Source organism: Methanobacterium sp. (assembly GCA_016222945.1).
Taxonomy (GTDB): Archaea; Methanobacteriota; Methanobacteria; order Methanobacteriales; family Methanobacteriaceae; genus Methanobacterium_D.
On the sequence record JACRPY010000004.1, the window covers coordinates 53442 to 76887 of the forward strand.

Below are 23446 nucleotides of genomic sequence, written 5' to 3' on the forward strand. Positions count from 1 at the left end.
ATAACAGATCATTATAAATGCTTTGATAAACAATATTTTATTATATTAAGAATTTGATATTCATTGAATTATATCACTAATTTTTTTAATTAGATTTTTGATTAATAATTTTACAAGTTTAATTCTAATGAAATTAGATTAAAATAAATTAGCGAATTAAAATAAAGGACGATAAAATGGAAAAATTAAGATTTTCGGATTTAGATCTCTCTGATGAGATCAAAAAAGCTATTGTAGATATGGGATTTGAAGAAGCAACTCCAATTCAATCACTTGCAATCCCCCACGTTTTAGGTGGAAAAGATGTTATAGGCCAGGCACAGACAGGTACAGGAAAAACCGCAGCATTTGGAATTCCAATTTTAGAAATGGCTAACCCTGAAGATAAGAAATTACAGGCAGTAATATTGTGTCCTACAAGAGAATTAGCGATTCAAGTAGCAGAGGAAATTAGAAATCTCTCAAAATATATGAAAAAACTCAATGTTTTACCTATATATGGTGGACAGCCTATAGAAAGACAAATTAAGGCATTGAAAAAGGGTGTTCAAATTATTATAGGGACTCCTGGACGTGTTATGGACCATATGAGACGCGGAACTTTGAAAATGAGTAATGTGAAAATGATGGTTCTTGATGAAGCAGATGAAATGCTTGACATGGGATTTAGAGAAGATATTGAATATGTATTGCAAGACATGCCTCAAGAAAGACAAACACTCCTATTTTCAGCTACAATGTCAAAACCAATCTTAAATTTGACTAAGAAGTATCAAAACAACCCTGAATTTTTGAAAGTTATTCATCAGCAGATGACCGTTCCTGAAATTCAGCAGATATACTTTGAAGTTAAAGAAAAGATGAAATTAGAGTTATTGTCACGTTTAGTAGATATATACAATCCACAATTATCTTTGGTATTCTGTAACACTAAAAGAAGAGTTGACGCGTTGGTAACACATCTTCAAGTTAGAGGGTACCTTGCAGACGGACTTCATGGAGATATGACTCAAAATCAAAGAGATCGTGTTATGGGCAAGTTTAGAAGTGGTAAAATAGAAATTCTTGTTGCAACAGATGTTGCAGCACGTGGAATTGATGTTGATGATATTGAAGCGGTCTTTAATTACGACGTGCCTAATGATGATGAATATTATGTGCACAGAATTGGTAGAACAGGACGTGCAGGTAGAACTGGACGTGCATTCACCTTTGTATCTGGAAGGGAAATTTATCAACTTAGGGATATACAAAAATTCACTAAAACAAAGATTGAACAGCATAGAATTCCATCTCTTGCTGATGTTGAAGAAATCAGGACAGATATCTTTTTAGAAAAGGTAAAATCTGTAGTAAATAATGATGATCTGAATGTGTACATTAATTTAATTGAAAGATTGATGGAAGAGGATTATACTTCAGTTGAAACTGCAGCTGCCCTTTTAAAAATGGTTATGGGCAAACAAACAGGGGAGTCATCAGATGAAGGATTTGGAGACACTGGTGCAAGTCCTGGAATGGTCAGATTCTTTATTAATGCAGGCCGTAAACAAAAAGTAAAAGCAAAAGACATAGTTAAAGGTGTTGCAGAAGAAACAGGTCTTTCAGGCCAAGTAATAGGCAAGATAGATGTTTATGAAAAGTTTTCATTTGTTGAGATTCCTGAAAATAGTGCCAAGGAATTCCTTTCTTTAATGAATAGGGGCCATATAAAGGGTAAAAAAGTGAATGTAGAACCTGCTAATAAAAGGGAATAATCATTTACTTTTGAAATTGCTTTTTTTATTTTTTTTAATTTTTATTTTTGCTCATTGATTTAATTCTATGAAAAATATTAACAAATATCCATATTCTGCAAAATATATTTTTATAAAAATATTTAGATTCGAGGTTTACTTTTTATTTCTTTGAAATTGATTATGAATGTGGCACCGTCATGTCTATCCAGTTTTATTGTGCCGTTTAACTGGTCTACTAACATTCTTATGAGTCTAAGGCCTAATGATTTTGTTTTGCTTAGATCCATATTCTTGGGGATACCAATTCCATTGTCTCTTACAACTAAATTGTAACTGTTGTCAGTAGTACCCATATAAAAGTTTATATCAATTTGAGGATCCTTTTTATTGGATTTTGAAGATTTTTCATCTATTAATCCATATTTTAAGAATGGAAATGCGTGTTTAACGGAATTGGTAATTAATTCATTTATTATAAGTCCGCAGGGAATGGCAGTATCAATTCCCAATGAAATATCATCAATATTTATATTTATTTTTATATCTGAGTGAATACCATAGGAAATATAAAGAGAGGATATCATATTATGTATATAATCTGTAAAATCAATTTTTGTGAAATCTTCTGATTGATACAAATTCTCATGAACCATTGACATGGATTTTACGCGGTTTTGACTTTCTTTAAATATTTCTAAAACTCTTTCGTCATGTATATAACGAGATTGGAGATTTAGAAGACTGGAAATAATTTGCATGTTGTTTTTAACCCGGTGATGAACTTCCTTTAAAAGCAGCTCTTTTTCATGGAGAGATTTTTTTATTATTTTCTCTGCTTTTTTTCTTTCATCAGTTTCTAATGCCATTGAAACCATGTGAGCAATGGAAGCTGCAAAATCCTGCTCTTCAAATGTCCATTTTCTTTTTTTAGATCCCACATGTTCATGACATAAAACACCTACAAGTTCTCCGTGCAGCCAGATAGGAATATCAAGCATTGAAATTATTCTTAATTCTTTTAAATAGGATTCTGCAAATTCTGCAGTACGGGAATCAGTATAAGCGTCAGTTGCAGCTATATTATGTTCATTTCGAAGCGTTTTAAAATAAAATGGATAATCTTTAGCTAAAAGAGTTTGTCCCCTTTCATGGGTTTTTTGACTTAGTTTATAAAGGTCTCTGCACTTAATCTCAGATTTATCATCATTTAAAAACCATACACTAACTCTTTCCACATCTAGAACTTTAGAATCAATTTCTGTTAATTTTTTAAGTGCCATCTCAAGTAAGGAAATATCAGTTTTTGATATTTCAAGAAGAGCTTTTTGTCTTCCTATAGTTTCTTCAGTTTTCTTTTTTAATTTTTTATCAGAGAGCTTACGCTTAGTTATGTCTCTAATAATAGTTACTACTCTTTTTACTTTGTCTTCTTCAAAAATAGGTATTTTTTTAGTTTCAGTGTGGAATAATTCACCGTTTATTCTATTGGATTCTTCAGTAAGAAGTATTTTTCCGGTTTCAAATACTTTTTTATACTCTTTTAAGGTATCTTCACCTAAAAAAGGAAAAATATCAAATAAATAGTCTCCAATAATATCTGTTTTTAATCTTAATTCTTTATTCCAAGTTACAAGTGAATCATTAAATAGAACTAATTTAAAATCAGTATCTATAACATGTAATGCATCGTCAATTGAATCTACAGTTGTGTGGTACTGCATTTCTGATTCTTTAAGTGATTTCTCTGTTTTTTCTCTTTGTAATATCTCTTTTTGTGCATTTACATATAATATTCTGTTTTCAGTAGAATTTATAAATTGCCTTAACATCACCAGGAATATGCTGAAACCCACTCCAATTTCTAAAATGATTAAATTACTCTCTGAAGTGTTTATATATGCCCAAGGGATTAAAATGTATGTGATTATGACCCAAATTATTGGGATAAATGAAAGGCTGCTTATACTATCATCTAATTCATGTTTAGGAGTGATTTTAGTATCCCTTATTACTGTTGCCTGGTATATACCAGCTAAACCTATGAGTACATAGCCCAATAACCACCCTACATCTGCTAAATCACCGGTTATGTATGTACCGATTAAATTGAAATGTGCAAACACAATATCACTAATTATTTGTGCAGTTATAGCTCCTGCAAGCAATATTAATGGGATTTCCTTTAGATTTTGAATTTTTAATAGTAAATAGAATAAAACAAAAAGAAGAACGAAATCAGCAACTATGTAATATAGATTCAAAGCAACAGACAATTCAGTTGAATGTCCTGCTTGAATTGTAGGCCATATCAAAAATATCCAGAAGATCAAAGCAAAAGAAATAGTTATAATTCCCATATCTAACAGTGTTTTGTATATTTCTCTTTTTTTTAGCTGTTTTTTAGGAAGTAAAAATATTCCAATGGCAAAAATAGGGTAATATACTACGTATAATGCATCAGCGATTGATGGAAATGGGTTTTGCTTAAATACAACTTCCATTATCATCCATAATATGTCACCCGCGGTAAAAGCTAGCTGAGCAAAGGCTAAAAGTGTCCATGCAAGATATGTTCGTTTTCCATATGTTTTAGAACGTTTTGCAGCATAAAAAAGACAAATTACAACTAAAATATTTATAAGTGGAGTAAAAATATCAGAAAAAACGATGCGATTGGGGTTGTTCTGTAAAATAGTTAGTATAACCATGTAAATAATTACAATAAAAGCCCCTACGATGGTTGCTGAACGGAAGGATATTATATTTCTTTTGGATGGAGTATATAACATATTCAATCTTACCTTTTTTGTAAATTAATATAATTTTAATGAACTAATTTACAAATAAAGCTTAAATTTTATTTTAACATGGCAGCAGCAACTAATGGGGCCACTGAAATAACACTTACATCAGATAGAAGTGTATCTGTGGCTATAACGTCATCTACACCTGCTGCAAATATTTTAAGCAGTGCATCTTCAACCAGTACAGGGTGGACGCATGAAACAATAACCTTTGATGCACCATGTTCCTTTAAAATTCTTGCGGCATTTACAATTGTGCCACCTGTGCTTATAATGTCATCAATTATAACTGCTTCTTTCCCTTTAACATTAACTTTTTTTGTTTTTGTTTCCACAACTTCTGGAGAAATTCGTACCTTTTCAAGGTAATCATATTCACAACCTAAAATATCGGCAATTTCTTTTGCAAAACCTAAAGCTCCTTTATCTGGCGCAATTATAACTGGATTATCAAGATTTTGTTGAATATGGCTAGCAATAAGAGTCATTGCAGATAAATTATGTGTTGGTATCTGGAAAAAATCAGTTATACTTTCTTCGTGTAGATTAATGCAGAATATTTCTGTTGCACCCGCAACTTCAATGAGTTCAGATATAATCTCTGCAGATATGGCTTCACCACTTTTAAAACGTCTTTCCTGCCGCCCATAACCAAAGTACGGAATAACAACCTTAATATTTTCAATACCCATACTTTTTAAATTTTTAAGAATTAAAAAAAGCTCCATCAAGTTTTCATCTTGAGGATAACCTGTTGATTGAACAACAATTGCTTCATTATCTAATTCTCCTTTTATTCGGATATACCGCTCGCCATCTGGAAATCTACGGGTTTCTATGGGAATTAATGGACATTTAAGTTCATTTGCAATTTTTGCTGCCAATTTTTGAGAAGCTGAGCCGCCTATTATCAATAAAATCACCTATTTTGCAATCGTTGTAAAAAAATTTTATATTTTTATTTGAAATTTACTTATTTACCATATGAATTAATATATAATAAGTTAACCTATTTAGATTAATTAATTTAATCTTATAAACTATAGCACTAAAAACAAGTATTTTATAATTTAATAACAAATAGACTCTAATTAATGAGGAGTGAATATAATGCACGAACTTTCAATGGCTGATGCCATAGTAAAAACTGCAATTGAGGTTGCAGAGAAAAATGACGCTCAACAAATCACTGAAGTAACTATAGAAATTGGAGAACTAACTTTGCTCAACCCTGAACAGCTTAAATTCATGGTGGGTGTTTTAAGTGAGAATACTCTACTTGAAGAGGCTGAAATAATCATTGAAGCAATTCCAATTCAAATAAACTGTAAATCATGTAATTATGAAGGACCAGTTCCTTCAGATGATTTAGATCATTTTGTACCTATAGTAAATTGCCCAGAATGTGAAGGGCAGGATCTTGAAATAACTAAAGGCAGAGAATGTAATGTTAAAACAATTAAGATAGAAAAGGAGGATGAAGATGCATAAAATTGCTGAAATAGAGATACAGCACGATATCATGGTTGCAAATAAGAAACTTGCCAAGAGGAATCAAAGAATATTGGACAAATCAGATGTATTTGCAGTCGACGTTTTAGGAGCAATAGGCTCTGGAAAAACATCACTTATCGAAACGCTCATAGAAAAAATGGATTATAAAATAGGTGTAATAGCAGGGGATGTAATAAGTAGATTTGATGCTGGAAGATTTGAAAATCATAATGTGCCAGTAGTAGGGCTTAACACTGGAAAGGAATGTCATTTAGATGCTCATCTTGTAGAACATGCATTTGGTGACCTTCCACTTGATGATATGGAGCTACTTTTTATAGAAAATGTCGGAAACCTCATCTGCCCAGTTGATTTTGATTTAGGATCTCATATAAGAATGGTTGTAATCAGTGTAAGTGAAGGAGACGACACTGTAGAAAAACACCCATTAATTTTTAAGGATGCAGACATTGTGGTAATTAACAAGGTTGATATCGCAGAAGCTGTTGGTGCGGATGAGAATAAGATGGTAAACGATGTTTTGATACTTAATCCAGATGTTGTGGTCATTAAAAGCAGCCTTAAAACAGGTGAAGGGATTGATGAGATCATAGGGAACATTGAAAATTTCATGAAAGAATAAAAATAACTCAATTAACCATAAGTAAAAGAATTCTACTTGTTGATAAAAAAGAATTACCAAATGCAACAATTTAATAATTAAGGATAAATAGTAGTCATATGGTGGTAAACTATGAAAATTAAATACAATACTTTTATAGTCAAGGATATGGATGAATCAATTAAATTTTATACAGAAGTTATGGGATTTAAAATAGATAGCGAACACAATCCTCATCCTGGAGCAAAAATCATATTATTGAAAGGGGAAGGAGATACTATGATAGAGCTTATACAAAATACAGAAAATGAACCTGGTCTATTCTGTATAGGGATGGATGTTGAAGACATGAACACCACACTGAAAGAACTTAAATCTAAAGGTGCCAAAATCACCATGGAACCCATAACAATAACGGTTGGGACCCTTGCTTTCTTAGAAGACCCAAATGGGGCCAAGATAGCGTTAATTCAACACCACTAATTTCTTATTTTCAATTCATTTCATTATTCTTTTAGTTTTTGGTTAACTTAGTTAAATTCTTTTATTTTTTTATAAATTAGCTAAAAACAGTTATTTTTAATATTCAAGTAAAAATATAAAAAGGCTAATACTTAATATTAAAAAAATGGATGGACTGACCGGGATTTGAACCCGGGGCCTCCGCCATGCCAAGGCGACACTCTACCAACTGAGCTACCAGCCCTTAAGATTAAATAAATGTCATATGATCAATACAATATTTGAGTAGTTTACAATTTAACATCATTATATTTAAACTAATACTATTAAATAATGATAAACACATGATTGTTATCTTTAATTTAATTAAATGATCCACAAAAACTTTTAAAAGGTTTATTATAATAGTTATTTCAATATATTGTAAAAGCAAGATTATAAAAAAAATTAAAATTATTAATATGTGTTAATGTTTTTCTATATTAAAATGAAATATTTTTATCAAATTACCATATCTGTATTCAGAATAATCTATCTAAGCCGTAGAAGGCTTTGGAGGAATAAAATTGGCTTTAATTGCTGAAAATCATCTTCAATTCATAATAGAAGTGGCTATTACAATGCAAGTAGGACTTATGTTCCTGCTTAATTTAATACCTATGTCGCTTAGTGTCGTGCTTTTCATAGCACTTATTATAAGCATAGGATTCGCTATAATGTTTGGTATAGATGCTGCATTTTTATTTTTACCCATAGCGCATTATGAATTTGCTCATCCTTATGGGCCTATTGCGCTTTTTGCTGTTGTGACTTTATTTGCATCATTACCTATGATGAAAGAGGTAGGGATAAAGATTACACACCTAAGGTTATTTATATTCCTTATAATAGCCATCATAACAATAGCTGGAGGAATAATGCACAGATCTTTTTTGATATTGTGGTTTTTAGGTCTTCTCATTGGATTTTTCATCATCTCCAAATCATTCCGTCAAAAATCAATTTTCACTGTTAAAAAGATTATTGCGGTAGCTGCTGTGGTAATTATAGGTTTTGGATCCCTTGAATTCCTTGCAAGCATTCTAAACATGTCTGTATTAAGTCCATTATTAAGAATCAACAGAATTGAGGAAAATGCACTTCCAAGCATTATCATGGTTATAAAAAATACTACATTATGGGGTCATGTTCAGGGGTCTTGTTATTGGGGAGCCGCCTGTAATATGGGATCTGAAGGTTATATAACTCTCCCAATGTCTTTAATTACATTATTTGCTTTGCCTTTTCCCTTGTTTTATGGAATTTTAGTAAGTAAAAAAGATATAATAGATTACATGCTGCCTGGCGTATTTGGCTATGCATTTGACTTTGGATACATAGCATTGATCTTTCTTTTATTATGGTGCATAGGAGTAACAGTATTAGGATTTAAAATACTTAGTGTATATCGTGAAAAAAGAGAAGAAGGAGATAAAAAATACCTTGGAAGAGAAGTATTATTAATAGGAGCTCTTACAGCATTCATATCTCAAGCAATTGTAGGATTATTCATCATGAACAGATCTATAAACGGAACAGCACTTTTAACCTTCTTGTTTTTGAGTGCAATGGTTGTAAGCCATATATTGCTTATGAAAAAATAAATAATCAATAAAATATTTCTTTAAAAATATATTGGGAGGATAAATATGAAAAAAGCCCTGATATTGTTAGGATGTCCAGAATCACCCGCTCAGACACCTATGGCAATATATGCAACAAATAAACTTAAAAAAATGGGTTATGAGGTTACAACAGCAAGCACACCTTCAGCAATGAAATTATTGGAAGTAGGGGACCCTGAAGGATTATATATTGAAAATAAAACTGATATTGAATCATGCCTTGAAAAACTGGATAAAGGCAGTTTTGATCTTCTTGTAGGGTTTGTGCACAAAGATGCGGCAGTTTCTTACTTTGTAACATTTTACAGTATTTTAAATACAACTTCCATTGCCTTAATATTTGAAAAAGACCCTGATATGCTCCAGGAGTTTGAGAAAGCAGTTTTAGAAAGTACAGATGCAGAAATTGTGTCTGCAAGGGCTTATCATAATCCAACTCCTCTTAGGGTGAAGTTCGATAAAATGTTAAAAAAGCTGGAGGTTGGATAAAAATCCTGAAGGATTTTTCTAAACTCCAAAAAAATGAATTTTTGGAGGAATCTGGTGAAATTTAAGCCTTTAATGGTTAAATTATATTGGGAGGTTGAGAAAAATACGTAGTATTTTTCGAACATTCGAAAATCACTATTTTCGATGTTCCGAACACATAGTGTTCGTAAACCACCAAAATAGAAAATTTTGGAGGAGTATTATGTTCTGCCTTGAAACATATTTACAGGAATCAGACGATTATGAAATATTATTGTCCAGAGCAGGTTTTAAAGACTGTGCTAAGGTTATTGAAGAAAACGCCCCTGAAATAATTTATATTAACCCTGGAGAAAAAGTATTAGGGGCAAGAATTATTGGAATACCTCCGATAGCTATTGGAATTAATGAAGAAAAAGGTACAATCTTGTTTCCTTACACTAAACCTTGTTATGGGACTGCTGCAGTTGAAATACCTGTAGATCAAGAAGAAATAGATAAAGTCAGGGAATTAAATATCAAATGATGTTAATTTTCTTTATTTTTTTTTAAATTACTTATTTCAATGTTTTTTGTTGTTTTTCACTTAATTTTTAATGGAAACTTTTAAATAATATTTATGACTATTAGTCATTAAAGACCATTGGACATTAATGACTTATCAATAATAATGGGATATAAAAGTCATTTATGGAAAATATTGACTTAAAATTTATTAGGGGGTTTTAAATGAGGAATAAAGATAAATTAATGACAGGATTAGTTGTTGCAATATTATTAATTGGAATTGGAGCATATTATGCCTTTCAATATTCTAGTACTCTAGCAATAACATTGACTAATCAAAGTAATATAACAGGTGATGATCAGGTTAAAGGAGATACTGGCCAGTCTGGCAATGTTAAAAAATCAAGTAATCAGACCACTGATAGCAAATATGTAACCACATACTGTAAAAGATGTGGAAAAGCTTTTAAGCAACTGAAAAATGGGCCAGGATATAATTACTGCGAAGAATGTATGAATAGTCCAGAAGTACAGAAAGAATGGGAAAAAGAAACGGAAGGAACTCCTTAATTACCTAAAATGCATTGAATTATTATTAAAATTGAAAAGGTGGTGAAAATGAGGAATAAATTTAAATTGCACATAGGATTATTAGTTGCAGTGGTTATTGTTGGCGTTAGTTTAGGATATGCATCTTTTACAACAGGAAGTTTAATGCAGGAAATACCTATTATAAAAACTTTAACAAAAATGAGTGAAAATAATGAACCATCTAATAGTTCTGGAAGTCAAAATAGTCAGGGAAATCAGGATAATCAATATCAAACTACTTCAAATAATGTTGGTGATGATAATTTTACACAAAATTCAAATCAGATCCAGATAATTGAAAAGAAACCAATTTTTACTGTTATTATGACCTGTAAAAATTGTCAAGGTATTGGTAATGTGCCTTGCACAAATCCAGAATGTGAAAATGGAATTATGAAATGGAGTTGGAGACCCGGAAGTCCAGGTCACGGAATTTCGGTACTATGTGAGGTGTGTAAAGGCTCTGGTAAATTAACGTGTCCCGTATGTAAAGGCACTGGTAAAATGGAACTTAAAGTAAGAAATATAATTGATCAGGATAAGATCAGCCGATAAGGGGGATTAAAATGCAGAATAAACATAAAATATGGATTATTTGTTTAGGTATATTTTTGTTAGCTGTTGCGATTGTGGGATTTGCAAGTACTGAGGTTCCTTCTTTAGTAATAACAGATCCTAATTCAACTTCAAATTCCAGTAATAGTGTAAGTCATAGTGTATCTACAGGTAAAGTTAACGGAACTCAAAATCTACAGCAAACTACACCACCAATTACACAACCAACTCCAATGAAACAATGTACAAAATGTGGAGGCACTGGAGAAATAACATGTACAAAGTGTAATGGAGTTTTCAAATGGAAAGAATGCCCTAATTGCCATGATATTGTTCCATACCCTTCATATTATACTGGTTGCGGGTGTACATTGAATAAATTTGGATATTATACAAATTATGTAGTAAAAACATGTGAATGTGGCGATGGGAAAGTAACTTGTCCGAAGTGTAATGGAGCAACACAAGTACCTGCATAAATAGGAGTAAATGAATTAGATAAATAAAAAAATGTAATGGGGAATCAAATTGAAGAATAAACATAAAATATGGATACTTGTGGGAGTTCTATTTTTGTTAGCTGTAGCGATTGTGGGATTTGCGAGTACTGAGGTTCCTTCTTTGGTAATAACAGACCCTAATTCAACTTCAAATTCCAGTAATGGTATAAGTCATAGTGTATCTACAGGTAAAGTTAACGGAACTCAAAATACTCAAAATCTACAGCAAACTACTCCTCAAACTCAAATGAAACAATGTACAAAATGTGGAGGTAAAGGAACAATACCATGCTCTAATTGTGGAGGTACGGATAAAATCACATGTAAAATTTGTGGTGGGGATGGTACCTATAACTATGGAGGTTGTTTTGTTGGTTGTCAATATTGTGGTGGAAGCGGTCCTGGATCTCCAAATTTCGTTCGAGGTTCTGGAAAAGTTGATTGTCCTAGATGTATTGATGGTCAAATAACTTGTCCGATGTGTAATGGAGCAAAAGAAATCCCAGCTTAAGATTATATCTCAAATAAGGAGAGTGAAATCATGTTCTGTGTTGATTGTGGATATGAATTAGGTGAAGATGCTAATTTCTGCATTAATTGTGGGCAGGATTTAACCAAACATCAGAATGTTCCTGAAGCAGTTAATGTCGGATTTGAATATAATTCAGAAATTAATGAAGCTGAAGAGGCAGAAATGGATGATAATAGTAGTGTAAAATTAGATGATAAACTAAATAATTTAACAGATATCATATCTAAACTGCAGGATGAAAACAATCAATTGAGAGAAGAGCTTGAAAAGTATAAAAATAGACCAAAATCTTCTGTTTCTAAAAGTAAATCTGAAATAATTAGAAAAAAAATGCCAAAACCAGATAGAGAGAAAAAAGTGGATCTGGTGGACCGATTTAAGAAATGGTACAATGAGTAGTAGTTATGAAATTTAATCATTGAAACAAATCTAAAAACTTATCCTCCGTAATAAGGGGCGTTATTTGGTTTTTCAAAGTAGTAGTGATAAAATGAAAAATAAACATAAGTTATTAATAGGTTTAGTTGCATTGATAATTTTAGTTATAGGAGTTGTGGGCGGATTTAGTAGTCTCCAGAATACAGAATTGCAGATACCAACTACAATTAATCAGACAGATAATAACCAAACAGACAATCAGGTTAATAAAAATACTACTAAACTTAATCAAAAATCTAAACAGCCTTCAAATACAGTTTGTACTAAATGTAATGGTAGGGGAATTGTAAAATGTTTAACATGTGGAGGTACAGGTCTTGTCACATGTACTAAATGTCATGGCTCCGGTGTTAGATATGGGAATGGTTGGTGTGAAACTTGTGACTGTCAATCTGGAAAAACAAGATGTCTTGTCTGTAATAACGGATGGATCAGTTGCAGTGCTTGGTGGTAAAGGTAAAGTTTAATTATAAATAATATAACTCCAATTTAATAGAATTAGTAGGAAAAAGAGAATAAAATGGATTTATAATGAGTAATGAACTTAAATTGAGTTCAAATAGTAGATGATACAACTAATTTTATATCCGTTAAAGGAAGTAAAATCAATTTATATTCTTTTTACAGTTTAAATGAAAAATACAAATAGAATCATATCATTAGGTCATATTATGAGCAAAAGAATGGAACGTAAGAAAGAAGAAAAGAAAAAAGTCATATTGGACGCTGCTGAGGAATTAATCGCAAAAAAAAGTATAATTTATATGACTATGGATCAAGTAGCTAAAGAAGCAGATGTAGCTAAAGGAACCCTTTATCTTTATTTTAAAAATAAGGAGAGTTTATGTGCTGCAGTCAATACCAGGCTCAACCGAGAAATAAACTGCTGTATAAAGGAAAAGATGGATTTATATGCTACTGGCTCGGAGAAAACTTTAGCTGTGGGGACTGCAATTATAGAATATTCCATTAAAAATCCACAAAAATGGAAAACAGCAACTGAACTTTATCAGATGAGTATTGACAACCCTGAAGATCCCAATGTGCAGGAATTTATGGGTGAAGTCAACAAAATGGTGCACATGCTTGCTGCAGCTTACCGTCAAGGTATTAGTGAAGGGGACATACGTAAAGATGTAGATCCAGTTCCGACGGCCATATATAACCGAATGGCATTTTCCAATGTCTTAGCTCTCACATCAGAGCAAAGCATGGTATTAAAACTTAATGATATAAGTCAAAAGCGCTATTTATCTGTGGCATGGAATTTGATTAATAGATCCACCCATATAAAACCATCTTTAAGAGAAGAGAGTGATAAATCACTGGAATATCATAGATCAGAAGAGGATATAGGGAAGGAAATTAAAACAATGGCGGATTCCATGGGATTGCAAGCTGAAGACGCAGTGCAAATCAGGGATGCTTGGTTAACATTGACTCGGATCATTATGGGAGGTGTTGAACATGAAACCATAGAAAACACCTCAAATCGTGTTATAGAAAATGTAACTTTGTGTCCGGCCTTCAATTCGCATAAAGAAACAGGTGCCACTCCTGATAAAAATATGATTGAAGGTTGTCCGAGATATTGTACTATTCTAGTCGAAACCTTAAATTCCAAATACGCCCCACGATTCACCAAAAAAATGTGTGCAGGTGATGATTTCTGTGAAGTTATTATTGAGTTAAAATAAGAAAAATACTCACTAATTTCAATCAAACACATAATAATTTTTTTATTTTTTAGCAGATAGTATATTAAATTATATTATGTAAATAGTAAAGTCTTTTAGGGAGGTTTTGAGATAAAAATAAAGGGGGAGATAATTTATGGATTTAAAAGACTGTATAAAATTTGCAAATGAAACACCTGTTTGCTATTTGGCAACAGTTGACGGAGACCAGCCAAGGGTAAGGGCGCTGGGGTTCTGGTTTGCAGATGAAAATGGATTCTATTTCCAGATAGGGTCTATAAAAGAGATGTACGGACAACTGCAAAAAAATCCTAAAGTTGAAGCATGTTTCTGGAAGCCAGACGAAACAACTGGAACAATGATGAGAGTAGCTGGAGAAATAGAGTTTTTAAATGATCCAGAACTAAAAAAGAAGGTTTTAGAAGACAGACCATTTCTTAAAGAATTTGGCATGACCTTTGACCATCCAGGACTTGTAATTTTCCGTATTGCCAATGGTGAAGCTTATTTCTGGACAATGGCAACCAATTTTGAGCCTAAAAAGTTCATAAAATTTGGAGATTAATTTTCTTTTTTTTTATTTGTTTATAACTCCTTTCGGTGATTAAATGTCTGATGAAAATATTAAATTTTGGGCAGAAATGTCAAGTAGATATGATTCAGTTATAGATGATATCTTTGGGGGAAACATAAGGCCCAAAATACTGGAAAAGTTGAATGAAGAAGAAGATATGGGAAAATTAATTGAACTTGGTTGCGGTACAGGATATTTCACAAAAACACTTGCGAATAAATCGGAAAGCATTACTTCAACTGATATTTCAGAGGAAATGCTGGAAATTGCAAAGGAACGATTAAAAGAATGTAATGAAATTAAATTTCATGTTATGGATTTTCAAGATTGCAAATTCGATGATGGAACTTTTGACACGGTATTCATGGGATTGGTTCTTCTTTTTGCTGATGATCCCCTGGAAGCTCTTAAAGAGAGCCGTCGGATTTTAAAATCTGAAGGTGCAATCATTATAGCGGATCCAGATATTTCTTTTTTATCATTTTATGGAATGTTAAAATTCAGATTTAGAGCACTTTTAAAATACCGTAGAGTTCCATCTACAGGTCATCTTTTAAACCAAAAAAAGATAGTAGATATGCTGGATAAAACAGGATTTGAAGTAGTCAAAAAGGAAATTATTCAAGATGAGTCTAACCCTTACAGTATTTCAGCTAATTATATCAAAGCAAAAATCTCCAAGTAGCGTTATTAAACTTTTAATATGTTAAATACTGGTTTAAAAAGTTTTATTTATTCTGCATGCTACATTATAATATTAAAATGATTATTTTGATAATATAAATAATTTTAAGAGATTTAAATGAGTGAATTAAAATGAAAATAACGATATTACTTGAAAATACCAAACTAAAAGACTCTAACTTTAGTGTAGAAAATGGACTTTCAATGTTAATCGAAAAAGACTCATTTAATATCCTTTTTGATACAGGGGGCCCTGAAGAAAGCGTAATTAAAAATGCAGTAGAAATTGGTATTGATCTTTCTAAAGTTGATGCAGTGGTTATATCTCATGGACATGATGACCATACTGGAGGATTACTAAAATTCTTACAAATTAACGATAAAGCTCCAGTTTATCTTAAAAAAGAAGCTTTAAATCCACATTATGCTAAATTTCCTGATGGAGAGAAACAAATCAGTATGGATGACAAAATAACCCAAAACTATGCAAATAGGCTAAAATTTGTTGATAAAATTACAGAAATTGCTCCAGGAATATTTATAATTCCCCAAATCGAGAAAAAATTTCCTATTCCTTCCAGTAATCAAGTTCTATTTGAAAAACAGAATGAAAATCTGGTTCGAGACACTTTTAAACATGAATTATTCATGGTAATTGAAAATGATAACGATTTAATTGTTTTTTCTGGTTGTGGGCATACGGGAATTAAAAATATTGTAAACACAACTAAGAATATGTTTCCAAACAAAAAATTAGATGCTGTAATCGGCGGATTCCACCTTCAAGCTGGTAGTTTAAATTATGCATTTGCAAAAGTTGAAGAAATTGAAGATATGGCGCATTGGCTGAAAGAAGAAGTTGCTGGACAGATTTACACAGGACACTGCACTGGAGAACGAGGAATGAATATAATGGAACCTATTTTAAATGATAAACTTGAAAGAATTTACACTGGAATGAAAATTGAGTTATGATGTTGTTTTCAAAAATAAAAAAGAATTTAAGATTTCTTTATAATCAAATAAGACAACACAAGGACCCAAATCATAAATGCAAAGATGGTAATCCGCTCAAAAAGTCCTCCATAAGCTGAATTACTTCCTACACTAATTGCAGCTACTCCTCCTGATACTAAAATCACAGCAAAGGAAATGAATGAATAAATAGCAAAAGATTTCATCTCTTTAACTTTTCTGAAGTTTATTCCAATTAAAAGAACTGAAATAAGTGTGAATAGTGATGTTATTCCTGCTATTGCAATATGCATGGTGCCTTGGAATGTAAAAGCTGCATTTCGTGGGTCTTGAGGGAAGAAAAGCAGTAATATGCCTAGAAAACCGACAATTGCAAGCATTAAAGTGGCAGCTTTATATTTTTTACTGTTATCAATTTCTTTATCTAAAAATGCCCCAATACCAAATATTAATATTGAAATATTATAAATACCAAATAGGATACTCATTAAAACTATATTGGAAGCATTAGCTACAGTAAGCTCGCTTATTGTATTGTAAAGAAAACTATAATCACTACGGAGCATTCCGCCCATGATTACGGCTGAAATATACACTAATGGTCCGATAATACCAAAGATAGGATAAAATTTTTTCATACAGTAACTAATATAATTTAATTGTATTATAATTTACCAATTGAAAGATATATTATCATTTCTTAAGTTAAATTTAGATAAAATTAATTAACAAAATAATGATAAAGTATTTAGAGGTTGAGAAAACCTATAGGTTTTCGAACGTTTGAAAACTTGTAATTGAGGTCAAAAATGTTAACAACAGTTGTCGGAAGTTATCCAGCATTACCCAAAGAACCATCTTCAATATCAGAAAAGATTTCTAATCTTTTTGGAACTTATGATGAATATAAACCTGCAATAGAGCTTGCAGTTCGAGATCAAATAGAAGCAGGGATTGATATTATATCTGATGGGCAGGTAAGGGAAGGAATGGTTGAAATCTTTGCAAGTGCTATTCCAGGAATGGCTGTTGAAGATAAAACACCCAAAATTGTGGGAAAAATTATGTCGCCTTATGGATCTATTGGTGCAGACGACCTTAAATTTGCAAAAAAAATTGCAGAAGGCATATCCAAAGAATATGGCCGGAATTCGAATAAAAAACTTGAAGATGGTGTTAAAGGAGTTAAAGGTATAATTACTGGTCCATCTACTCTTGTTTTCTCTTCAAGAATGGAAGGATTTTATAAAAATAAAGAAGATGCCATAATTGATTTAGCATGTGCTTTAAAGAATGAAGCAGGATATTTAGAAGAAGCAGGTGCAATATATATTCAAATAGATGAGCCTTTTATTTCAACAGGCGTAGTTGACATGGATACTGCAAAAAATGCAATAGAAATCATAAATAAAGGTTTATCTATTCCTGTTGGTTTACATGTATGTGGAGATGTGACTGCTGTATTTAATGAGCTTTTAAAATTTGATGTTGACGTAATAGATTGTGAATTTGCAGGTATTTTGAAAAATATGCAAGTTCTGGAAGATATAAACCTAAATGGTAAAAAAATAGGTTTTGGATGTTTAGATACAAAAACAGATAAAATTGAAATTAGGGAAGAAGTAGAAGAACTGATTAAAAAAGCAATAGATTTAATTGGCTTTGAAAACTTGATTATTGACCCTGACTGTGGGATGCGGATGAGATCAAGAGATGCAGCATTTGCAAAGCTCAAAGTAATGACAGAAGCTGCAAAGAATTTATGATTATAATTTAAAAACATATTGAAGATAAATTGGTGGGGAATATAAAAATGGCATTTCAAATTGAAGTCGAAGAAATAGCAGACGGCTGGGAAACCCTTGTAAGGAAAATAATGGCAGAAGGCAAAGAAATTAAAGATGAAAGAGGCTCATTAACCAAAGAAATTTTAAACACTCTTGTGACGATAACCAATCCACTGGGCAATAAAATGTCTGAAGGATTCTACTTAAACAAAATTGCCAAGGTACAGGAAATCAGAGTTCCTGAAGGATATTTTTGGAGCGGTGATAAGCTTGAAGTTTACTCTGAACAATTTTTAAGCAAAGATAAGCAAGGATTTGTATATACATATGGTAATCGTCTAAGAAAACATTTCGATGATATTGATCAAATTCAAGTAGCTATTGATAGACTTAAAAACTGCGAAGAATCAAGAAGAGCCATATCTATAACATGGGACCCGACAGTTGACACCAAAACTGAAGAAGTGCCCTGTATGATACTTGTAGACCTTAAAATAAGGGATGGAAAACTCCATACAACTGCATTATGGCGTAGTCATGATGTATATGGGGCATGGTTCCCGAATGCTGTGGGACTAACTCATTTAGCTAAATATGCTGCGGATAAGCTTAATTTGGATGTGGGAACAGTTACAATTCATTCTATAAGTGCGCATATTTATGAAGTTAATTTTGATGATGCAAAACAGATTTTAGGATTGTAATTAGTGTTCATATGGTTTAATAACATTTAATATGTATTTTCAAAAATTCAAAAAATTAAATAGTAAATTTATTAAGTTATAAAATAGCTTAAAATTCATTAACATAACATAATTTGCATTCATTTAATAATCTACATTTTTGAGGCTTAGAAAACATAGAGTTTTCAAACCACAAAAATACAAAATTTTTGAGGCTTAGAAAACATAGAGTTTTCAAACCACAAAAATACAAAATTTTTAAGGTGAAATAATGGTAAGTGTCAATCTTGAAGCAAAAAAAACAGTAGACATAATGATAAAAGACGCAGATGCATTAAACATCAGCGTAGAAAAACTTGAAAACGGTTCAACAGTAATAGATGCAGGTGTAAACGTACCTGGAAGCTTAAAAGCAGGAGAACTTTACACAAAAGTCTGTCTCGGCGGACTTGCAGAAGTGGGAATATCAATCCCTGGCGATCTTTCAGAAACATTCGCTTTACCTTCTGTAAAGATTAAAACCGATTCTCCAGCAATATCCACACTCGGAGCGCAAAAAGCAGGATGGTCTGTAAGCGTAGGTGATTTCTTTGCACTCGGTTCAGGTCCAGCAAGAGCATTAGCCCTAAAACCAGCCCATACTTACGAAGTAATAGGCTACAAAGACGATGCAGATATTGCAATCTTAACACTTGAAGCTGACAAATTACCTGGTGCAGATGTTACAGATTCAATCGCAAAAGATTGTGGTGTTTCACCAGAAAACGTATTTGTCCTTGTAGCTCCAACATCATCCATTGTAGGCTCAATACAAATCGCAGGAAGAGTTGTTGAAAACGGTACCTATAAAATGATGGAAGCTTTAGATTTTGATGTTAATAAAGTTAAATATGCTGCAGGAATTGCACCAATAGCTCCTGTTGACCCTGATGGACTTAAAGCAATGGGTAAAACAAATGATGCAGTTTTATTTGGTGGTAGAACTTATTACTACGTAGAATCTGATGAAAATGATAATTTAGAAGAAATTGCAAACAATTTACCGTCATCAGCATCTGCAGGATATGGAAAACCATTCTATGATGTGTTTAAAGAAGCTGAATACGATTTCTACAAAATAGATAAAGGAATGTTTGCACCTGCTGAAGTTGTTATAAATGATTTAAGAACTGGTGAAATGTTTAGAGCAGGATACGTAAACACAGAGCTTCTTATGAAGTCATTTGGTTTATAATTTATTAAAAGTTTGAAAAAACTTTTATTTTTTTTAATTTTAGAGTTATGGTAATTATTTTTTAAAATCTTGATTTTATAATTCCTTTTTTAATGTAATAAGTAATCATTGGGGTTTTAATTAAATCCAATGAATATGATATTTTGTAAATTTAGAAATTATCATACATATAATCAATAATTGCCAGAGCAGTTATCGTTAACTATTTAAAATGTATTCTTCTTAATATTAATTATTAGGAAGTGAAAATATGAAAGAAACGATTAAATGGAAACCTTTGATAATTGGTATAGGGATTGCTCTAATATACTATTTTATATCTGGAGATGCTCTATCAGTTTTACCATTTCTGCTTGCAGGAATAGCCGTTGGTTACATGGTTGGAATTGATATAAAAATTGGGGCCATCAACGGTGCTTTATTGGGTGCTATAGGTGGATTAATAGTAATTTTAGCATTGACAATTATGGTCTATCTCCAAACTGGTGGTTTACAAATTTTAGGATATTTAGTTAACCAATTTGTGATATATCTTATTATAGATATAGTAATGGCTGTAATTGGTGGAGTTATTGGTTCTTTAGTACGAGCAGAAGTAGAAAAGAGTTAAATGACTATAATCTATAAAAATTAACTTTTTTTATTATTTTTAGTTTCATTTAAACATTTTTTTAATTTATTTTAACAGAATAATTGATGATATAATTGTCAATATCTGATCATTTGATTATTTAATTATAGAAATATGGGAATTATTTCAAAAAACGTAAAATTAATATTAATTGGCAGATATATATGTTAGATGGTGAGAAAATGGAGAATTGTACACTCATAACAACTGCTCATGATGAAAGTATGGTTTTAAAGGCCATTATTGAAAGTGAATGTAGTAAATGTATCTTATTATATCAACACACCTATGAAAAAATCCCTGAAACATCATTTAAGGATATAGAATACATTAAAATAGAGGGAACTCCTGAAAATATTCTAAAAAGCATAACTAATGCAATAAACAGTTTTAAAGGAGTTAATTTTTATCTGGCCAATGTTCATTTAGATATTTATGTCTTATATTACCTTTTAAGTAAAAAAGAAGAATATAATATCTGGATTCTTGATAATAATCAATTTATGAAGATGCCTCAAATAAAAAAAATTTAATAAAATAAAAAAAGTATTTTTTAGCTATTCAGCAACAGCTATAGCTTTCATAGGGCATGAAGAAGTGCAGAATCCACATGCAATACATAACTGGTCATCAATTTCAATGCTCCAGTCATCTTTGATACAAATTGCTTTAACAGGACATAAAGAAACACATGCACCACAATCCACGCATTTTTCATCATCCTTCTTTAAGACTTTTTTTACAGGGTCTACGTTTATCCCATGACTTTCCATGAACTCAATTCCTTCCTCTACTTCGTCCCCTTCAAGTTCAATAAGTGCTTTACCTCCTTTTGGAGTTATATTTGCCCTTAATATGTTGAATGTCATATCATACTTCTTCATTGCATCTGAAATTATTGATTTATTGACTATATCTGGTGAAAACTTTAACCATACTCTCATACAGACACCTCATCATTATTTTTTGCACTTTCACCAATTAACCTTGAAATATCCTCTGCAGTAATCATTCCCTTCACTTTATTATCTTTATCAACAATAGGAATACCTGAAATTTCATATTTATCTATTCTTCTTGCTATAATATCCACAGGTTCATCTTCCCTTGCAATAATCACTTTTTTAGTCATAACTGCATTTAGATCATCTTTACCTTTAGCAACTGCATTTGCTATGTCCCATGATGTTACTATGCCCATAAGATAACCGTTTTTATCCACAACAGGCAGATGATTTATGTTATTTTTAACAAGTTTCCTTGCAACATCACCTATTCCATCTGTAAGATATGTAAGTATCACAGGTTTACTTTCAATATCCTTTACAAGGATAGATGGTTTTTTAATTTCAAGAGGATTAACTGTGTATCCAGAGGAAGGTAAATTATTAACAGGTTCTGTTAGATAGAACTCTCCTTTATTTATCCAGCTTTTAAGTTCATTTGCAACTTCTTCAGCCTTTTTATAAGATGAAAGAGGGGATGTTTTAATTTCAACACCATTAATTTCAATTGAACCAGTTTTAAGCTCTTTATAGTTAGTTTCCTTAATAACTGGTCTGCTTCTTCTTCCAACCCCATAATCAAAAACACGACAAGTTATATCTTCATCACTTATGGCTGTTCGCTTGGCTATTTCTTCATTTAAAATTGGAATAGGAATTCCAGCACCCACATACAATGTTGGGCCGTATTTTTGCATTGTCGCGCCTCTAACAAAGTCGCTGTTCATATTTTTCATATCACCTTTAAGCATCAGCGTTCCAGCAGGACCTACAGGCACTCCATTTCGGCGTTCAACCTCAGTAGAATGTTGTGTTCCTTCCCCAATTATATAACCTTCTCCTCCGCACATGAATATCCTTGTTCCCATGCCTATTGTTTCAAAATACGGATCATTTATAAGTGGACTAAGCTGTCCTGCACTTGAATAACTTACATTGCCGTAGTTAGGAAGAAGAGTCCCCATATATGTGTAAAGAGTTTCATCAGTCGAATTTGTAGCCACAGCATAGTTTTGGTAACAGTTTCTTGGATTTACCATTGTGGCATGATTTAGATTTTCAAGATCAATCAATGTTTCAACTTCTTTTAGTGGATAGCAATCAGTACCATATGCTTCTACAACCAGTTCAACTTCTTTTCCTTTTATAAGGTCTTCAATTAAGTGTGCACCACCATAATCCATACCTATTTGTGGGTTTTTATTTAATTGAGTGGCCCCTATATATGCATCTACAGCAGCAAGCCCTGAATAAGCCTCAACGTTATTCAGGAAAGTTCTGTTCATTTTAATTGGAGGATCGGAATGACCAAAATTCAAAAATGCTCCTGAAGAACACATAGCACCAAAAGTTCCAGTAGTTACAACATCAACTTCCTTTGCTGCAGTATCTGCGCCATTATCTTTGACATATTCAGTCATTTCGGCGGCCGTTAATACAACAGCGTCTCCATTCTTGATTTTTTGGTTAATTTCATTTATGGTCTTCATTTAAACACATCCAATACATTCAAAGTTTTTTTTTTAAATTGAAACAAATAATAAAAATTAAATTAATAATTTAATTAGTATTTATTCTGTATCTAGCATTTCGCCATGTTAATTTCAATCTGGCAGAATTTAGGGCCGAGAGAAATGATATAAATCTGTGGTATCAATTATGCTTTTATACATCCACGTGGGGGTTTTAAAGCAATAAGGTTCAATGCTTTATATAATTAAATTTTCTTTAAGTATATACTTTTACTTTAATTGGTCTATAACGATATATTAAAAGAAGATCATATTAATATAAGAATTCA

27 protein-coding genes and 1 tRNA gene are annotated in these 23446 nt (G+C 31.9%); 22 read left to right on the plus strand and 6 right to left on the minus strand.

Annotation, left to right across the window (positions count from 1 at the left end; all coding sequences use genetic code 11):
- The first annotated feature begins 176 nt into the window (after positions 1-176).
- On the plus strand, positions 177-1757 hold the full coding sequence (locus tag HZC47_06210; GenBank protein ID MBI5680465.1) for a DEAD/DEAH box helicase: 1581 nt from the start codon (positions 177-179) through the stop codon (positions 1755-1757).
- Between the two features lie 122 nt (positions 1758-1879).
- On the opposite strand, the gene HZC47_06215 is transcribed toward HZC47_06210, so the two are convergent.
- Together HZC47_06215 and HZC47_06220 are read right to left on the minus strand one after the other, a co-directional pair.
- Positions 1880-4528, minus strand: a complete 2649-nt coding sequence (locus tag HZC47_06215) for a GAF domain-containing protein (protein MBI5680466.1) — start codon at positions 4526-4528, stop codon at positions 1880-1882.
- 68 nt (positions 4529-4596) lie between these two features.
- Positions 4597-5457 carry a ribose-phosphate diphosphokinase gene (locus HZC47_06220; protein ID MBI5680467.1) on the minus strand — a complete coding sequence of 287 codons (861 nt, stop codon included), beginning with the start codon at positions 5455-5457 and terminating at the stop codon, positions 4597-4599.
- A gap of 196 nt (positions 5458-5653) precedes the next feature.
- Here HZC47_06220 and hypA point away from each other — a divergent pair, with 196 nt between their 5' ends.
- The 3 genes from hypA (at position 5654) to HZC47_06235 (ending at position 7142) form a co-directional block, all read left to right on the plus strand.
- Positions 5654-6034, plus strand: a complete 381-nt coding sequence (hypA, locus tag HZC47_06225; GenBank protein MBI5680468.1) for a hydrogenase maturation nickel metallochaperone HypA — start codon at positions 5654-5656, stop codon at positions 6032-6034.
- Complete coding sequence (gene hypB, locus HZC47_06230) at positions 6027-6680, plus strand: hydrogenase nickel incorporation protein HypB (GenBank protein MBI5680469.1); 654 nt, start codon at positions 6027-6029, stop codon at positions 6678-6680. The genes hypA and hypB overlap by 8 nt, the downstream gene beginning before the upstream one ends.
- A gap of 111 nt (positions 6681-6791) precedes the next feature.
- On the plus strand, positions 6792-7142 hold the full coding sequence (locus tag HZC47_06235; protein MBI5680470.1) for a VOC family protein: 351 nt from the start codon (positions 6792-6794) through the stop codon (positions 7140-7142).
- Between the two features lie 150 nt (positions 7143-7292).
- Here the strand turns inward: HZC47_06235 and HZC47_06240 are convergent.
- A tRNA-Ala gene (locus tag HZC47_06240) sits at positions 7293-7365 on the minus strand.
- A gap of 322 nt (positions 7366-7687) precedes the next feature.
- Here HZC47_06240 and HZC47_06245 point away from each other — a divergent pair.
- From HZC47_06245 to HZC47_06305, 13 genes are all read left to right on the plus strand, one after another.
- Entirely contained in the window at positions 7688-8764 is a 1077-nt protein-coding gene (locus HZC47_06245) for a hypothetical protein (GenBank protein MBI5680471.1), read from the plus strand.
- Between the two features lie 45 nt (positions 8765-8809).
- Positions 8810-9274 (plus strand): DUF1890 domain-containing protein, encoded by a 465-nt coding sequence (locus HZC47_06250; protein ID MBI5680472.1) that lies wholly within the window; start codon positions 8810-8812, stop codon positions 9272-9274.
- Between the two features lie 199 nt (positions 9275-9473).
- Positions 9474-9779 (plus strand): DUF1894 domain-containing protein, encoded by a 306-nt coding sequence (locus tag HZC47_06255; protein ID MBI5680473.1) that lies wholly within the window; start codon positions 9474-9476, stop codon positions 9777-9779.
- A gap of 203 nt (positions 9780-9982) precedes the next feature.
- Positions 9983-10330 carry a hypothetical protein gene (locus HZC47_06260; protein ID MBI5680474.1) on the plus strand — a complete coding sequence of 116 codons (348 nt, stop codon included), beginning with the start codon at positions 9983-9985 and terminating at the stop codon, positions 10328-10330.
- Positions 10331-10378: 48 nt separating this feature from the next.
- Positions 10379-10906 (plus strand): hypothetical protein, encoded by a 528-nt coding sequence (locus tag HZC47_06265; protein ID MBI5680475.1) that lies wholly within the window; start codon positions 10379-10381, stop codon positions 10904-10906.
- 11 nt (positions 10907-10917) lie between these two features.
- Positions 10918-11385, plus strand: a complete 468-nt coding sequence (locus tag HZC47_06270) for a hypothetical protein (protein MBI5680476.1) — start codon at positions 10918-10920, stop codon at positions 11383-11385.
- A 49-nt stretch (positions 11386-11434) separates the two neighbouring features.
- The gene (locus HZC47_06275) at positions 11435-11917 is read left to right on the plus strand and encodes a hypothetical protein (protein MBI5680477.1); all 483 of its coding nucleotides are present in this window, start codon (positions 11435-11437) and stop codon (positions 11915-11917) included.
- Positions 11918-11947: 30 nt separating this feature from the next.
- On the plus strand, positions 11948-12337 hold the full coding sequence (locus HZC47_06280; GenBank protein ID MBI5680478.1) for a zinc ribbon domain-containing protein: 390 nt from the start codon (positions 11948-11950) through the stop codon (positions 12335-12337).
- Between the two features lie 91 nt (positions 12338-12428).
- Positions 12429-12830, plus strand: a complete 402-nt coding sequence (locus HZC47_06285) for a hypothetical protein (GenBank protein MBI5680479.1) — start codon at positions 12429-12431, stop codon at positions 12828-12830.
- A gap of 217 nt (positions 12831-13047) precedes the next feature.
- Positions 13048-14073 carry a helix-turn-helix transcriptional regulator gene (locus tag HZC47_06290; GenBank protein MBI5680480.1) on the plus strand — a complete coding sequence of 342 codons (1026 nt, stop codon included), beginning with the start codon at positions 13048-13050 and terminating at the stop codon, positions 14071-14073.
- Positions 14074-14209: 136 nt separating this feature from the next.
- Positions 14210-14638 (plus strand): pyridoxamine 5'-phosphate oxidase family protein, encoded by a 429-nt coding sequence (locus tag HZC47_06295; protein ID MBI5680481.1) that lies wholly within the window; start codon positions 14210-14212, stop codon positions 14636-14638.
- Between the two features lie 43 nt (positions 14639-14681).
- The gene (locus HZC47_06300) at positions 14682-15332 is read left to right on the plus strand and encodes a methyltransferase domain-containing protein (GenBank protein ID MBI5680482.1); all 651 of its coding nucleotides are present in this window, start codon (positions 14682-14684) and stop codon (positions 15330-15332) included.
- A 131-nt stretch (positions 15333-15463) separates the two neighbouring features.
- Positions 15464-16306, plus strand: coding sequence for an MBL fold metallo-hydrolase (locus HZC47_06305; protein MBI5680483.1), 843 nt, complete (start codon positions 15464-15466; stop codon positions 16304-16306).
- Positions 16307-16332: 26 nt separating this feature from the next.
- On the opposite strand, the gene HZC47_06310 is transcribed toward HZC47_06305, so the two are convergent.
- Positions 16333-16944 carry a DUF998 domain-containing protein gene (locus HZC47_06310; protein MBI5680484.1) on the minus strand — a complete coding sequence of 204 codons (612 nt, stop codon included), beginning with the start codon at positions 16942-16944 and terminating at the stop codon, positions 16333-16335.
- A 171-nt stretch (positions 16945-17115) separates the two neighbouring features.
- On the opposite strand from HZC47_06310, the gene HZC47_06315 reads away from it, so the two are divergent.
- The 5 genes from HZC47_06315 (at position 17116) to HZC47_06335 (ending at position 21174) form a co-directional block, all read left to right on the plus strand.
- A complete protein-coding gene (locus HZC47_06315) occupies positions 17116-18072 on the plus strand; it encodes a methionine synthase (protein ID MBI5680485.1) in 957 nt (318 codons plus the stop codon).
- Between the two features lie 47 nt (positions 18073-18119).
- Positions 18120-18797, plus strand: a complete 678-nt coding sequence (locus HZC47_06320; protein MBI5680486.1) for a thymidylate synthase — start codon at positions 18120-18122, stop codon at positions 18795-18797.
- 250 nt (positions 18798-19047) lie between these two features.
- A complete protein-coding gene (gene mch, locus HZC47_06325) occupies positions 19048-20010 on the plus strand; it encodes a methenyltetrahydromethanopterin cyclohydrolase (protein MBI5680487.1) in 963 nt (320 codons plus the stop codon).
- A gap of 250 nt (positions 20011-20260) precedes the next feature.
- Positions 20261-20620: a DUF5518 domain-containing protein gene (locus tag HZC47_06330; GenBank protein ID MBI5680488.1), complete on the plus strand. Its 360-nt coding sequence runs from the start codon at positions 20261-20263 to the stop codon at positions 20618-20620.
- Positions 20621-20823: 203 nt separating this feature from the next.
- Positions 20824-21174, plus strand: coding sequence for a hypothetical protein (locus tag HZC47_06335; protein ID MBI5680489.1), 351 nt, complete (start codon positions 20824-20826; stop codon positions 21172-21174).
- 24 nt (positions 21175-21198) lie between these two features.
- Here the strand turns inward: HZC47_06335 and HZC47_06340 are convergent, their stop codons facing one another.
- The gene (locus tag HZC47_06340; GenBank protein MBI5680490.1) at positions 21199-21585 is read right to left on the minus strand and encodes a 4Fe-4S binding protein; all 387 of its coding nucleotides are present in this window, start codon (positions 21583-21585) and stop codon (positions 21199-21201) included.
- The gene (locus tag HZC47_06345) at positions 21582-23135 is read right to left on the minus strand and encodes a homocysteine biosynthesis protein (protein ID MBI5680491.1); all 1554 of its coding nucleotides are present in this window, start codon (positions 23133-23135) and stop codon (positions 21582-21584) included. Before HZC47_06345 ends, HZC47_06340 begins: the two co-directional genes overlap by 4 nt.
- Positions 23136-23446 lie beyond the last annotated feature (311 nt).